The sequence below is a fragment of the Streptomyces sp. NPDC031210 genome, from assembly GCF_055570395.1.
In genome coordinates, this window is sequence record NZ_JBVIHH010000027.1 from 14,280 (window position 1) to 28,256 (window position 13,977).

The 13,977-nt window shown below is 68.9% G+C and carries 10 protein-coding genes; 9 read left to right on the forward strand and 1 reads right to left on the reverse strand.

The genetic code is table 11. The annotated features are described in order from the left end of the window. The first annotated feature begins 113 nt into the window (after positions 1-113). The 4 genes from ACZ45Z_RS31895 to ACZ45Z_RS31910 all read left to right on the forward strand — a co-directional run bounded on the left by ACZ45Z_RS31895 (position 114) and on the right by ACZ45Z_RS31910 (position 3,938). Positions 114-794, forward strand: a complete 681-nt coding sequence (locus ACZ45Z_RS31895; protein ID WP_468369938.1) for a PadR family transcriptional regulator — start codon at positions 114-116, stop codon at positions 792-794. A 46-nt stretch (positions 795-840) separates the two neighbouring features. Further along, the gene (locus tag ACZ45Z_RS31900; protein ID WP_468369941.1) at positions 841-1,923 is read left to right on the forward strand and encodes an inositol-3-phosphate synthase; all 1,083 of its coding nucleotides are present in this window, start codon (positions 841-843) and stop codon (positions 1,921-1,923) included. A gap of 79 nt (positions 1,924-2,002) precedes the next feature. Beyond that, on the forward strand, positions 2,003-3,277 hold the full coding sequence (locus tag ACZ45Z_RS31905; RefSeq protein WP_468369944.1) for an MFS transporter: 1,275 nt from the start codon (positions 2,003-2,005) through the stop codon (positions 3,275-3,277). Between the two features lie 313 nt (positions 3,278-3,590). Next, positions 3,591-3,938: an LppU/SCO3897 family protein gene (locus ACZ45Z_RS31910; protein ID WP_468369946.1), complete on the forward strand. Its 348-nt coding sequence runs from the start codon at positions 3,591-3,593 to the stop codon at positions 3,936-3,938. Between the two features lie 110 nt (positions 3,939-4,048). Here the strand turns inward: ACZ45Z_RS31910 and ACZ45Z_RS31915 are convergent, their stop codons facing one another. Continuing rightward, a complete protein-coding gene (locus tag ACZ45Z_RS31915; RefSeq protein ID WP_468369949.1) occupies positions 4,049-5,524 on the reverse strand; it encodes a CCA tRNA nucleotidyltransferase in 1,476 nt (491 codons plus the stop codon). A gap of 180 nt (positions 5,525-5,704) precedes the next feature. On the opposite strand from ACZ45Z_RS31915, the gene ACZ45Z_RS31920 reads away from it, so the two are divergent. The 5 genes from ACZ45Z_RS31920 to ACZ45Z_RS31940 all read left to right on the forward strand — a co-directional run bounded on the left by ACZ45Z_RS31920 (position 5,705) and on the right by ACZ45Z_RS31940 (position 13,967). Next, positions 5,705-8,029, forward strand: a complete 2,325-nt coding sequence (locus ACZ45Z_RS31920; protein ID WP_468369952.1) for a DUF6049 family protein — start codon at positions 5,705-5,707, stop codon at positions 8,027-8,029. Between the two features lie 46 nt (positions 8,030-8,075). Next, the gene (gene murJ, locus ACZ45Z_RS31925; protein ID WP_468369955.1) at positions 8,076-10,283 is read left to right on the forward strand and encodes a murein biosynthesis integral membrane protein MurJ; all 2,208 of its coding nucleotides are present in this window, start codon (positions 8,076-8,078) and stop codon (positions 10,281-10,283) included. A 107-nt stretch (positions 10,284-10,390) separates the two neighbouring features. Then, positions 10,391-12,103 (forward strand): protein kinase family protein, encoded by a 1,713-nt coding sequence (locus ACZ45Z_RS31930; protein ID WP_468369958.1) that lies wholly within the window; start codon positions 10,391-10,393, stop codon positions 12,101-12,103. 233 nt (positions 12,104-12,336) lie between these two features. Beyond that, positions 12,337-13,035: an RNA polymerase sigma factor SigM gene (gene sigM, locus ACZ45Z_RS31935; protein ID WP_468369960.1), complete on the forward strand. Its 699-nt coding sequence runs from the start codon at positions 12,337-12,339 to the stop codon at positions 13,033-13,035. After that, positions 13,032-13,967, forward strand: coding sequence for an anti-sigma factor family protein (locus tag ACZ45Z_RS31940; RefSeq protein WP_468369963.1), 936 nt, complete (start codon positions 13,032-13,034; stop codon positions 13,965-13,967). Before sigM ends, ACZ45Z_RS31940 begins: the two co-directional genes overlap by 4 nt. Positions 13,968-13,977 lie beyond the last annotated feature (10 nt).

Below are 13,977 nucleotides of genomic sequence, written 5' to 3' on the forward strand. Positions count from 1 at the left end.
GCCGTTCACCGCCCCCCTACTTGTCCCGCCCCGGTCGCCGCTCTATCGTCTGGATGTATCGAGTCGATACATCAGCACGGTATAAAGAACGCACGAGGCCAGGAGGGCGGAGGATGAGCAGACGTTCCGGCATCCTCGAGTTCGCCGTTCTCGGCCTGCTCCGCGAGTCCCCGATGCACGGTTACGAGCTGCGAAAACGGCTCAACACCTCGCTCGGTGTCTTCCGTGCGTTCAGCTACGGCACCCTCTACCCGTGCCTCAAGGCACTGGTCACGAGCGGCTGGCTCGCCGAGGAGACGGACGACGCTCCGGAGGGCACCCCCGCCACGCCACTGACAGGGCGCCGAGCGAAGATCGTCTACCGATTGACCCCGGCGGGCAAAGAACACTTCGAAGAGCTGCTCGCTCACTCCGGGCCGGACGCCTGGGAGGACGAGCACTTCGGTGTCCGCTTCGCCTTCTTCGGTCAGACGTCACGGGACGTACGGATGCGCGTGCTGGAAGGCCGCCGCAGCCGGCTGGAGGAGCGCTTGGAGAAGATGCGCACCTCTTTGGCCAGGTCCCGCGAGCGGCTGGACGACTACACCCTCGAACTGCAGCGGCACGGTATGGAATCCGTGGAGCGCGAAGTGCGTTGGTTGAACGAGCTCATCGAGAGCGAGCGGGCCGGACGCGACCAACGCGCACCGGATCCCGCAGAGCAGGACAAGAAGGACCAGTCAGGAGATGCGGACGGCCTGCCCCGGCACCGGGGTGGTACCCGGCCGGATCCGTCCGATGACACCACCACATGAGGCCCTGCTGCGCAGGTCCTCATCGAGAACACAGGGAGCAACCGGAATGGGTTCGGTTCGCGTAGCCATCGTCGGCGTGGGCAACTGCGCCGCCTCGCTGGTACAGGGCGTCGAGTTCTACAAGGACGCCGACCCGAACAGCCGCGTGCCCGGTCTCATGCACGTGCAGTTCGGCGACTATCACGTGCGTGACGTCGAGTTCGTGGCTGCCTTCGATGTCGACGCCAAGAAGGTCGGCCTCGACCTCTCGGACGCCATCGGCGCCAGCGAGAACAACACCATCAAGATCTGCGACGTGCCTCACGCGGGCGTGACGGTCCAGCGGGGCCACACCCTCGACGGTCTGGGCAAGTACTACCGCATGACGATCGAGGAGTCCGAGGAGACCCCGGTCGACATCGTCCAGGTCCTCAAGGACAAGCAGGTCGACGTCCTCGTCTGCTACCTCCCTGTCGGCTCCGAAGACGCCGCGAAGTACTACGCGCAGTGCGCCATCGACGCCAAGGTCGCGTTCGTCAACGCCCTTCCGGTCTTCATCGCCGGCACCAAGGAGTGGGCGGACAAGTTCACCGAGGCCGGCGTCCCGATCGTCGGTGACGACATCAAGTCGCAGGTCGGCGCCACGATCACGCACCGTGTGATGGCCAAGCTCTTCGAGGACCGGGGCGTCATCCTGGACCGCACGATGCAGTTGAACGTCGGCGGCAACATGGACTTCAAGAACATGCTCGAGCGTGAGCGCCTGGAGTCCAAGAAGATCTCCAAGACGCAGGCCGTCACCTCCCAGATCCGGGACCGTGACATGGGTGCGGACAACGTCCACATCGGCCCGTCGGACTTCGTGGCCTGGCTGGACGACCGCAAGTGGGCCTACGTCCGCCTCGAAGGCCGCGCCTTCGGTGACGTCCCGCTGAACCTTGAGTACAAGCTCGAGGTCTGGGACTCCCCGAACTCCGCGGGCGTCATCATCGACGCGCTGCGCGCCGCGAAGATCGCCAAGGACCGGGGCATCGGCGGCCCGATCCTCTCCGCGTCCTCGTACTTCATGAAGTCGCCGCCGGTGCAGTACTTCGACGACGAGGCGCACGAGAACGTCGAGAAGTTCATCCGAGGTGAGGTCGAGCGCTGAGCCGCCGGCACACCTCCGCTTCGCAGGCCCCCGGGATATTCCGTTCCGGGGGCCTGCGGGCTGTGTGAGGCTGTGTGTCATGCATGCTGTGCGCGACCTGCGCGTGTTACTCCGGCTACGCGATTTCCGCTCTCTCCTGGCCGCACGGCTTCTCTCCCAGGCCGCCGACGGTGTCTTCCAGGTCGCGCTCGCCACGTTCGTCGTCTTCTCACCGGAGAAGCAGGCCACCCCGGCGGCCATCGCCTCAGCCATGGCGATCCTGCTCCTCCCCTATTCGCTCCTGGGGCCGTTCACCGGCGTGCTGCTCGACCGCTGGCGCCGCCGTCAGGTCCTGCTGTTCGGCAACCTGCTGCGCACCGCGCTGGCCACCGCGACCGCGGGACTGATCGTGGTGGGTGTTCCCGACTGGCTCTTCTACGCCTCGGCCCTGGCCGTGACCGCCGTGAACCGCTTCGTTCTGGCCGGGCTGTCCGCGGCGCTGCCCCGGGTCGTCTGCGGTGACGAGCAACTCGTGATGGCCAACTCGCTCGCCCCGACGGCCGGAACCCTCGCCGCGACGGCCGGTGGCGGGCTCGCGTTCGCCGTCCGGCTCCTCGGCCCGGCCGCGGACGCGCTCCTCGTGCTCCTCGCCGCCGTCCTGTACTTCTGTTCCGCCGCCACCGCCCTGCGGATGACACCGGAACTTCTCGGACCCGACCCCGCCCGGCTTCAACCACGCCTCGGTCAGGCTCTGTTGAGCACGATACGGGGCTTGGTAGAGGGGCTGCGGCACCTCGCGGAGCGGCGCACGGCTGCTTATGCCCTGACCGCGATGACCGTGGTCCGCTTCTGCTACGGCGCGTTGACGGTCATGGTGCTGATGCTGTGCCGCTACGCCTGGGCCAGGGGCGAATCGGACGGTCTGACCATGCTGGCGATCACCGTCGGGGTGTCAGGGGCCGGCTTCTTCGCGGCCGCGCTCGTCACACCCTGGGCGGTCGGCAGGTTCACGGCGTTCGGATGGATAGCCTGCTGCGCCGCCCTGGGTGCGGTGCTGGTGCCGGCCCTCGGCCTGTTCTTCACTCCGGGACCGATGCTGGCGGCCGCGTTCGTGCTCGGCCTGAGCACTCAAGGAACCAAGATCTCCACGGACACGGTCGTCCAGTCATCCGTCGACGACGCGTTCCGCGGCCGGATCTTCGCCCTCTACGACGTCCTGTTCAACGTCGCCTTCGTCGGCGCCGCCGCCGTCGCGGCTCTCATGCTCCCCCCGGACGGACGGTCAGTCGTGCTGCTTTTCACCGTGGCCGGCCTCTACGCCGCGGTCACCGCGGCAATGATCCCCTTTGGCCCCCGTTGGTCACCAGCCCCGTGAAACTGACGAGGGCCCAGGTTCTGTGAGAGAGCGGCACGCCCGGTACCTTACGGGCGTCATACACGTGGCTAGATACTTCAAAATCGGGGGGACTCCCATGACCACGCCGCCTCAGGGGCAGAATCCATATGGCCAGGCGCCGTACGGCCAGCAGCCATACGGACAGCAGCCCCCGCACCCGCAGGCACCCCAAGCGCCTTACGGCCAGCCGCAGGGCGGGTACGCCTACCCCCAGCAGCAAGCGCCGTACGGCCAGCAGGCTCAGCCGGGGTACCCCCAGGCACCTCAGCAGCCCTACATGGGTGGAGCTCCGGTGCCGCCGCCGCGCCCGTCCGGCGGGCGGTCCCCCAAGAAGATCCTCAAGGGCATCGGCGTGGTCCTGGCCCTCATAGTCATCGGCATCGGCTGGGTGAGCAGTTTGAACGACGCCGACACCGCCGCGGTGGGTGACTGCATGAAGAACAACGGCACGCAGATCAACCCCGACCTCGAGGTGGTCGACTGCGGCACCGCCGACGCCAAGTACAAGGTGTCGGAAGTCCACTCGGACACCACCGACATGACGGTCTGCCCCAAGACGACGACGGCCTACGCGGAGAGCCAGCACCGCCGCAGGGGCTCGGACACGAAGTTCGTGCTCTGCCTGTCAGACGCCAAGTAGCGAGAACCGCACCTCGGCTGGTTCTTCCCGTGGGGCCGTTTCACGTGAAACGGCCCCACGGTTGTTTCACGTGAAACGGTGCGGATCCCCGACCGGTTTCACGTGAAACATCAGCTCTGCGCGGCCCACCACTCCTTGAGAGCGGCCTCCGCCGCCTCCCGCTCCATCGGACCGTGCTCCAGGCGCAGTTCCAGCAGTTGCTGGTATGCCTTGCCCACCTCCGGCCCGGGACCGATGCCCAGGATCTGCATGATGGCGTTGCCATCCAGGTCCGGCCGGATCGCGTCCAGCTCTTCCTGTTCCTTCAGCCGTGCGATGCGCTCTTCCAGCCCGTCATAGGCACGCGAGAGGGCGCTGGCCTTGCGCTTGTTGCGCGTGGTGCAGTCCGAGCGCGTCAGCTTGTGGAGCCGCTCCAACTGAGGGCCGGCATCCCGCACGTACCGACGGACCGCCGCGTCCGTCCACTCGCCCGTGCCGTAGCCGTGGAAGCGCAGGTGAAGCTCCACCAGACGCGAAACGTCCTTGACCATGTCGTTCGAGTACTTCAGCGCGGTCATCCGCTTCTTGGTCATCTTCGCCCCCACCACCTCGTGATGATGGAAGGAGACCCGACCGTCCTGCTCGAAGCGACGCGTCTTGGGCTTGCCGATGTCGTGGAGGAGCGCCGCCAGCCGCAGCACCAGATCAGGTCCGTCCTCTTCGAGGTCGATCGCCTGCTCCAGGACCGTCAGCGAGTGCTCGTAGACGTCCTTGTGACGGTGATGCTCGTCACTTTCCAGGCGCAGTGCCGGAAGCTCCGGGATCACCCGGTCGGCCAGTCCCGAGTCGACGAGCAGCCGAAGGCCCTTGCGCGGGTTGGGTGCCAAGATCAGCTTGTTGAACTCGTCCCGGACCCGCTCCGCGGAAACGATCTCGATGCGTTCCGACATCGCCTCCATCGCGGCGACCACCTCGGGAGCCACCTCGAAGTCGAGCTGGGCCGCGAACCGAGCCGCGCGCATCATCCGCAGCGGGTCGTCGGAGAACGATTCCTCCGGCGTCCCCGGCGTCCGCAGGACCCGGTCCGACAGATCCTCCAGACCGTTGTGCGGGTCGACGAACTCCTTCTGCGGCAGGAGTACCGCCATGGCGTTCACCGTGAAGTCCCGACGGATGAGGTCCTGCTCGATGGAGTCGCCGTACGACACCTCGGGCTTGCGCGAGGTGCGGTCGTAGGCCTCTGACCGGTAGGTCGTGACCTCGATGTCGAACGAGCTCTTCTTGCAACCGACCGTGCCGAAGGCGATACCGACCTCCCACACCGCGTCGGCCCAGGGCCGGACGATCTTCAGTACGTCTTCGGGACGCGCGTCGGTGGTGAAGTCGAGATCGTTGCCGAGCCGGCCGAGCAACGCGTCCCGGACCGAGCCCCCGACCAGGGCAAGGGTGAACCCGGCCTCCTGGAAGCGGCGGGCGAGGTCGTCCGCTACGGGGGACACCCGCAGCAGCTCGCTCACTGCACGGCGCTGTACATGGTTCAGCGCATTCGTCGACTGCGGAGTCCGCTCGGGCTGGGGGGCGGGGATGTCACTGTTGGCGTTCGGCACAACAAAACAGGGTACGTGGCCGCGCCGTACCAAGCGTCACGTTAAAAAGGGGACAGCCGTCCGGTCCGCTCCCCGCGATCATGTGGAGCACTCCCCGGCACCACGCCGCAGCGGGCCTCGTTACCATTCGTGGACGCACATTCCGACGACCACTGACGACGACGAGGGACGGGCGAGCGCGTGGCCGAGGCGGCAGGGTTCCAGGGGACTGAACGGCCGCGCGGTCGATGGCTGCGACGGACCGTGGCGCTGGTCACCGGGGGACCCCTGCTCATGGGGCTGCTGCAGATCCCGCAGGCCCCCTCCGCGCAGGCGGCACCGACGGGCTCCCGCACGGTCGACGTCACCATCGACTCGATGTCCCCGTCGGCTCCCACCAAGGCCGACAAGGTCACCGTCTCCGGCACGCTGACCAACGACGGCAGCTCCACGATCACCGGCGCGCATGTCGGAATGAAGCGCGGGCCCTCCCTCAACGGCCGCAGCTCCATCGACGTGGCGGCCAAGCGCACCGGCTACCTGCCAGGTGGGGACGGCGAGGAGGTCGACGGGCACACCGCGAAGGTCGGCACCCTCAATCCCGGCGTCAGCCGTTCCTTCAGCCTCAGCGTCCCGGTCAAGGCCCTCGACCTAGGCGACGACGGGGTGTACCAGCTAGGCGTCTCACTGTCCGGACGGACCCAGGCCGCCCCGTACGAGCAGGTCCTCGGCTTCGAGCGGACCTTCCTGCCCTGGCAGGCGGGGGACGCGGACAAGAAGACCCAGTTGACCTACCTGTGGCCGCTGATCTCCTCCACCCACCTCACCGCCGAGACCGACGCGGACGCGCAGCAGACCCCGGTCTTCCGCGATGACGAGCTCGCCGCCGAGATCGCGCCCGGCGGACGCCTGCAGCAGATGGTCGCGCTCGGCAAGAAGCTCCCGGTGACCTTTGTCATCGACCCCGACCTGCTCGCCACGGTCGATGCGATGACCAAGACCTACAAGGTCCACGGCCCGGACGGCCCTGCGGGCCAGAACCAGGCGGTCGCCAAGCAGTGGCTGCACGACCTCGAAGGGGCCGTGAAGACGCACGAGGTCGTCGCCTTGCCGTTCGCCGACCCCGACCTGGCCTCGCTCGCCCACCACGGCAAGGGCGTCCCCAGCGCTCTGAGTCACCTCGGCCCGGCCACCGAACTGTCCGCGAAGACCGTGGACACGATCCTCGGGGTCAAGGCGCGCACGGACTTCGCCTGGCCCGTCAACGGCGCTCTGGACTCCTCGATCGTCGATGTGGCCACGTCGGCCGGCGCGCACAACGTCATCACCCGCAGCGACAGCCTGCGGGAGTCCAGCGGCTTGCCCTACACCCCCACCGCGGCCCGGCCGATCGGCGGCGGCAACACCGCCATCGTCGCGGACTCGCGCCTGTCGCGTGCCTTCGAAGGGGATATGTCGAAGGCGGGGAACGCCACCCGAGCGGTCCAGGAGTTCCTCGCCCAGACCCAGATGATCGGCCTCCAGGACTCCGAGCGGCAGCGCAGCGTCGTCGTCGCGCCGCAGCGCACGCCGTCGGCAAGCCAGGCACAGGCCATGGCCGCGGCGCTGCGGACGCTGGAGGCGGGGCGGTGGACGCAGCCGCTGAACCTCAGCGGTGCCGCCAAGGCCGTGCCCGATCCCTCGGCCACCCGCCAGGTGCCGAGCCGCGCCGCTTACCCGTCCGCGCTGCGCCGGCAGGAACTCCCGACGGCCGCGTTCCGGCAGATCCAGTCCACGCAGTCCGTGCTGGACGACTTCCGGGTGATCCTGGCCCAGCCCGAGCGCGTGGTGACCCCGTTCGGCAACGCGATAATGCGCGAGATGTCGACGCAGTGGCGCGGGGACGGCAAGGGCGCCAAGCAGTACCGGCAGTCCGTGCGGAGCTACCTCGACGGTCTGACCAAGAAGGTCCACCTGATCCAGAAGTCGGAGGCGACCCTCTCCGGTCGCAGCGCGACGATTCCGGTGACGGTCCAGAACAACCTCGTCCAGGGCGTCGAGGACATGACGCTGGAGCTGACCTCCTCCCAGCCCAACCGTCTGGACGCGGGCAAGCCTCAGCGGATCAAGGTGGACGGCGGGCACAGCCAGTCGTTCAAGTTCGACACCACGGCGAACGCCAACGGCCGGGCGTGGGTGACGGCCCAGCTCTTCACGGCGGACGGCAAGCCCTACGGTGACGCCATGACGTTCCAGGTGAACGTCACGGAGATCACCGCGACGGTCATGCTCGTCATCGCGGGCGGTGTCCTGCTGCTCGTCCTCGCCGGCATCCGGATCTATCTTCAGCGCAAGCGGGCGGCCGCCCGGCCCGCCGAAGACGGGCCCGAGGAGGGCGACGGCGACGGTTCCGACGGTGGCGAAGGAACGGACGACGACAACGGCGGCTCGGACGACGATGAGCCCGAGCAGCCGAGTGACCCCACACCGGACACCGGTTCGGAAAACACGGACCCCTCCGGCTCAGGTGAGAAAGTGGACCGTTGATAGATGGCGGGGCCGGATGGCCGGCGACGGATGAGGTGGGGCAGCGATGAATGCGCCGTATGAGGGTGACCACGGCCGGGGCGCCAGTGGCGACCCCACGGGGCCGGTCCCCGCGACGCCCCAAGTGCCCGCGGCCCAGGACCCCTATGTCCAGGACGCCTACCGGCACGACCCGCACCGCGCCCAGGATCCGACGGCCCAGGACCCGGTGGCCGACGCGCTCTACGACCGCGCCGCGCACCCCCCGCCGCCTCAGGGCCAAGCCCCGCATCCGCTCTACCAGCAGCCGCCGGTCACGCCGCACGCTCCCGGCCCGCAGCTCTGGGATGCGCCCGCGGCGCCCGAGCCGCAGGGCCCGGCCGGCTTTCCGTACGGCGAGGACACCGCGACGACACAGTTCGCGGCGGTCGAGGGAATGGCCGCCCGCGCCGACGGCGAACGTCCGGAGCGCGATGCCTTCGCGCATCTCTTCCGTGACCAGCAGCAGCCCTACGAGCCCCAGCGCCCCGCGCCGCCCCAGGCAGGCCCCCCGGTAGCCGGGGGAGCGCCGGGGCCGGAGGGCGTTCCGCAGCAGTCCGCGCCGGAGCCCGCGCCCGCGGCGGCCGCCGGCAAGCCGTCCGGGGGCCGTGCCTCCAGTCTGCTCAAGTCCAGCGCGCTGATGGCCGCGGGAACGATGGTCTCGCGTCTGACCGGCTTCATCCGCTCGGCACTGATCGTCGCGGCGCTCGGCGGCGCGGTTCTCGGCGACTCCTGGCAGGTCGCCTACCAGCTCCCCACGATGATCTTCATCTTGACCATCGGCGGCGGTCTGAACTCCGTGTTCGTCCCGCAGTTGGTGCGCGCGATGAAGGAGGACGAAGACGGCGGCGAGGCCTACGCGAACCGGCTCCTCACGCTCGTCGTGGTGATCCTCGGGGCGCTCACGGTGGTGGCGGTGTTCGCGGCGCCCCTGCTGGTGAAGATGGTGTCCTTCGACATCTCCCGCGATCCGGCGGCCAACGAGGTCGCCGTCGCGTTCACCCGCTACTGCGTACCCACCATCTTCTTCATGGGCCTGCACGTCGTGATGGGCCAGATCCTCAACGCCCGCGGCCGCTTCGGCGCGATGATGTGGACCCCGGTCCTCAACAACATCGTCATGATCGCCACGTTCGCCCTGTTCATCGGGGTCTACGGCACGGCGGAGACCTCCCGTATCGGTGTCACCACGATCCCCGACGACGGCATCCGGCTGTTGGGAATCGGCACGCTCCTCGGTCTCGTCGTCCAGGCGCTGGCGATGATCCCCTACCTGCGCGAAGCCGACTTCAAGCTCCGGCTCCGCTTCGACTGGCGCGGACACGGGCTGGGCAAGGCCGCCAAGCTCGCCAAGTGGACGGTGCTGTTCGTCCTCGCCAACCAGGCGGGCGTCCTGGTCGTCACCCAGCTCTCCACCTGGGCCGGCAACACCGCGAACCGCCAGGGCCACCCGGGCACCGGCTTCATCTCCTACGCCAGCGCGCAGCTCATCTGGAACATGCCGCAGGCGATCATCACGGTGTCGGTGATGGCGGCGCTCCTGCCGCGCCTGTCCCGGTCCGCCCACGACGGTGACACCGGAGCGGTCCGGGACGACATGTCGCAGGGACTGCGTACCTCCGCCGTCGCCATCGTCCCGATCTCCTTCGGCTTCCTCTCCCTCGGCATCCCGCTGTGCACCCTCGTGTACGGCTCGTCCGGCGCCGGCGTGCCGATGGGCTACATGCTGATGGCCTTCGGCGTCGGCCTGATCCCGTTCTCGGTGCAGTACGTCGTCCTGCGGGCCTTCTACGCGTACGAGGACACCCGCACGCCCTTCTACAACACGGTGATCGTCGCGGCCGTCAACGCCGCCGCGTCCGCCCTGTGCTTCCTGGTCCTGCCCGCCCGCTGGGCCGTGATCGGTATGGCGGCCTCCTACGGCCTTGCGTACATCATCGGTGTCGGCGTGGCCTGGCGCAGGCTGAGCAAGCGGATGGGCGGCGATCTGGACACCGCGCACGTCGTCCGCACCTACGCCCGCCTGGCCGGCGCCAGCGTCCCGGCGACGATCATCTCCGGGGCCGCTGTTTACGGCATCATGCAGGCGCTGGGCAGCGGACTCGCGGGCTCGATCAGCGCGCTGGTCGGGGGTGGGGTCGCGCTTCTGGGCGTGTTCTACGTAGCCGCTCGCAAGATGCGGATCGAAGAGCTCAACGCCCTGGTGGGCATGGTTCGCGCCAAGCTGGGGCGCTGATCGAGCACAACCATCGGCCTCCACCATGTGTCGTGCATAGTGGCGGACTGTGGGCACAATTGTCTTGGCTCATTGAGCCTGCAACGGATGGGGAGGCAGGAACGACGGTGGCGGAACGGAGCACGGCTGCCGTCGACGTGGCCGACACGAGCGGTGAGGAACCGCTGACCGCCCAGGCGGGTAAGGCCACGGACGACGGTGCGGAGGCCGAGAAGGTATCCGGCAGGGAAGAGGACGCCGCGGGCACCGGTGAGAAGCCGGCCGTGGCGGCCGAAGCCCAGCCACCGGAACTGCACAGTGGCCACAAGCTCGCCAGACGCTACCGCCTCGAGGAGTGCGTCACCCGTCTGGACGGATTCAGCAGTTGGCGCGCGGTCGACGAGAAGCTGCGCCGGGCGGTGGGGGTGCACATCCTGCCCGCCGACCATCCACGGGCACGCCCCGTGCTGTCGGCCGCCCGGTCCTCGGCGCTCCTGGGGGACCCCCGGTTCGTGCAGGTCCTGGACGCCGTCGAGGAGAACGATCTCGTCTACGTCGTCCACGAATGGCTGCCGGACGCCACCGAACTCTCCACGGTGCTCGCGAACGGCCCGCTCGAACCCCACGACGCCTACCAGCTCGTCAGCCAGGTCTCGCAGGCCATGGCCGCCGCGCACCGCGAGGGCCTGGCCCACCTGCGGATCACCCCCGGCTCGGTGCTGCGTACGGAGTCCGGCCAGTACCGCATCCGCGGGCTCGCCGTCATGGCCGCACTGCGCGGCATCTCCTGTGAGCACCCTCAGCGCACGGATACGGAGGCGATCGGCGCGCTGCTCTACGCCGCGCTGACCCAGCGCTGGCCGTATGAGAACGACGCCTACGGCCTCGCCGGGCTGCCCAAGGGCGTCGGGCTGATCGCGCCCGACCAGGTGCGCGCGGGGGTCCACCGCGGGCTGTCCGAGCTCGCCATGCGCGCGCTGGTCAACGACGGTGCCACGGCCTCGCGCCAGGAGCAGCCGTGCACCACTCCGGAGGAGCTGGCCAAGGCCGTCGCGGCCATGCCGCGCATCCGGCCCCCCGAGCCGGCCTTCACCACGCCGCCGCCCTACCAGCGGACCGGCTTCCAGCAGGGCAGCTTCGGCCAGCCGGCGGGCCGCAACGGCCAGTCCGGCCGGGCGGCGCAACCCGTCCCCGTACCTCCGCCACCGTTGCAGAGCCGCACCGGCAAGGCCCTGAAGTGGTCGGTCTCCGCGCTGCTCATCGCGGCACTGGGGCTGGGTAGCTGGCAACTGGCGGACACCCTGCTCAAGGGCGAGAAGCAGAGCGAGACGCCGGGCAACACCCGGCCGGGCGGGTCCGGTCAGAAGCAGGCCGCCAAGCCGCTCACCATCGAGAGCGCCACGGAGTTCTCGCCGCTGTCCTCGCCGTTCGCGGGCGGCCAAGCGCCGAACGCGGTCGACGGTGACGCCGGAACCGCCTGGGTGACCGGACGCTTCAAGGGAATGCCGAACTTCGGCAATCTGCCGAGCCGGGCGGAGGGCAGCGGCATCATCGTCGACCTCGGCAGCGTCAAGAAGGTCTCCGGCGTGCAGGTCACGATGTACCGGCCGGGTCAGACCGCCCAGATCCTCGCCGCCGATCCGTCCGCGGCCGATCCGGCCTCACTCGACGCGTTCTCCCGGCACCTCACCAAAGCCCAAAAGGTCGATGGCCAACTGACCGCCAAACTGGACAAGCCGGTAAGTACCCGGTACCTGCTCGTCCATATCAGCGAGCTGCCGAGCGACGGCGCACCGGACTGGTTCCGTGGCGGCATTTCGGATATCAAGGTCACCGGCTGATAAATACCGCGCTGGGCCCCCTTCAGAACATCTGGCGGGGGCCCAGTCGCTTTTCTGCCGCCGCCTTCCCTTCTGGACGAGTCCTCGCCGCTCGACGGAATAGCACTGCGGAAATCATTCGCGCGCTAAGTAGCGAATTGACGGCTTTAGCTGATTTTAGTCCGGCTCATTTACTTTCCCGGCCTCACCAGCTTCAATGGCATGCGCGGTTGAGTACCTGTAGCGGGGGGCTTGTGTCCACAGAAAGCAACGAGGCGTCGACGCCTCCCAGCGACAGCGACCTCCTCGCTCGCCATGTCGCGGGTGACCCCGACGCCTTCGGGGAGATTGTCCGGCGGCACCGCGACCGGCTCTGGGCGGTGGCGCTGCGCACCCTGGGGGACCGCGAAGAGGCCGCAGACGCCGTGCAGGACGCCCTGGTCTCCGCCTACCGCGCGGCCCACACCTTTCGAGGGCAGTCCGCGGTGACGACCTGGCTGCACCGCATCACCGTGAACGCCTGCCTGGACCGGGCCCGCAAGGTCGCCTCCCGGCGCACCTCGCCCATCGCCGAGACGGAGCGCCTGGAACAGCTCATCGAGCCGCACGAATCCGCCGCCGTTCCCGCCGAACGCCAGGATCTTCAGCGAGAGCTCCTGAGCGCACTGCGCACCCTCCCGGAGGAACAACGGGCCGCCCTCGTCCTCGTCGACATGCAGGGCTACCCGGTTGCCGAGGCCGCCGCGATCCTCAATATCCCCACCGGCACGGTGAAAAGCCGCTGCGCACGAGGCCGCGCCCGGCTCCTTCCCTTGGTCACCCATCTGCGCGTCGACGGCGGGGGTAACCGGCCCGCGAGCGGGGGAAGGAACCGGGCGCAGGGGACATCCGTCCCACCGACGGCAGGACCGAATGACTCAGGTGCCGTGAAGGGCGGAGGTGGGCAGGCGTGACGTCGACGACCGGCACAGGTGAGCACCCGGAGGTCTCCGAAATCTCCGATCTCACGGACGGGCTGCTTACCCCGGCCCGCAGCGTGGATCTGCGCGACCATCTCACCGGCTGCGCGCTGTGCGCGGATGTCTACGCGTCGCTGGAGGAGATCCGGGGGCTGCTCGGCACGCTCCCCGGCCCGACACGGATGCCGGCCGACATCGCGGGGCGGATTGACGCGGCCCTCGCTGCCGAGGCCCTTCTCGATGCCACCGCGCCCGCCACGGGAACGTTGGTTTCACGTGAAACGGCCGCCGCCCCCTCTCCCGTTTCACGTGAAACAGGAGAGGACTCACCCCTGCGCGCCTCGGCTCCGGTCCGACCGGCCGGCCGCCCTCGCGGCGCCTCCGGGCCGGGCCGTCCGACCTCGACCGACCGCCACTCCCGCCGTCACCGGCGCTGGCCACGGGTCCTGCTCGGCACGGTGGCAGCCGCGGTGGCGTTCGGGTTCGCCGGCCTCATCGTTCAGAACGCCACCACCGGCGGAAGCCAGGGGACGCCCCCGGACCGGCACACCACGGCCACGCAGAAGGGCGAAAGCGGCACTAGCGCCCTGACCTCGGCGACTCTCGGATCACATGTGCACGAGCTGCTGGCCGCGAACGGCTCGCACAAGTCTCCGGAGATCGGTACCCGAAGCTCGCCCGAGACCCCGCTGCGCGGCGATGCCGACACCATCCCGTCCTGTGTACGTCAGGGCATCGGCCGTCCGGAGAACCCGCTCGCGTCCCGTCACAGCAGGTATGAGGGCAAGGACGCCTTCCTCGTCGTCCTGCCGCATCCCTCCGACCCTTCACGTGTCTCCGCCTATGTCATCGCTTCCTCGTGCGTCTCCGCGACACCGCCTGCTCCCGGCAAGGTTCTCCTGCACCACTCGTACCAGCGAGAGTGAGCGACGAGCA

Coding starts and splice junctions, on each gene's coding strand:
- ACZ45Z_RS31895 (WP_468369938.1), top strand. CDS start 114: ATGAGCAGACGTTCCGGCATCCTCGAGTTCGCCGTTCTCGGCCTGCTC.
- murJ (WP_468369955.1), top strand. CDS start 8,076: ATGAATGCGCCGTATGAGGGTGACCACGGCCGGGGCGCCAGTGGCGAC.
- ACZ45Z_RS31900 (WP_468369941.1), top strand. CDS start 841: ATGGGTTCGGTTCGCGTAGCCATCGTCGGCGTGGGCAACTGCGCCGCC.
- ACZ45Z_RS31905 (WP_468369944.1), top strand. CDS start 2,003: ATGCATGCTGTGCGCGACCTGCGCGTGTTACTCCGGCTACGCGATTTC.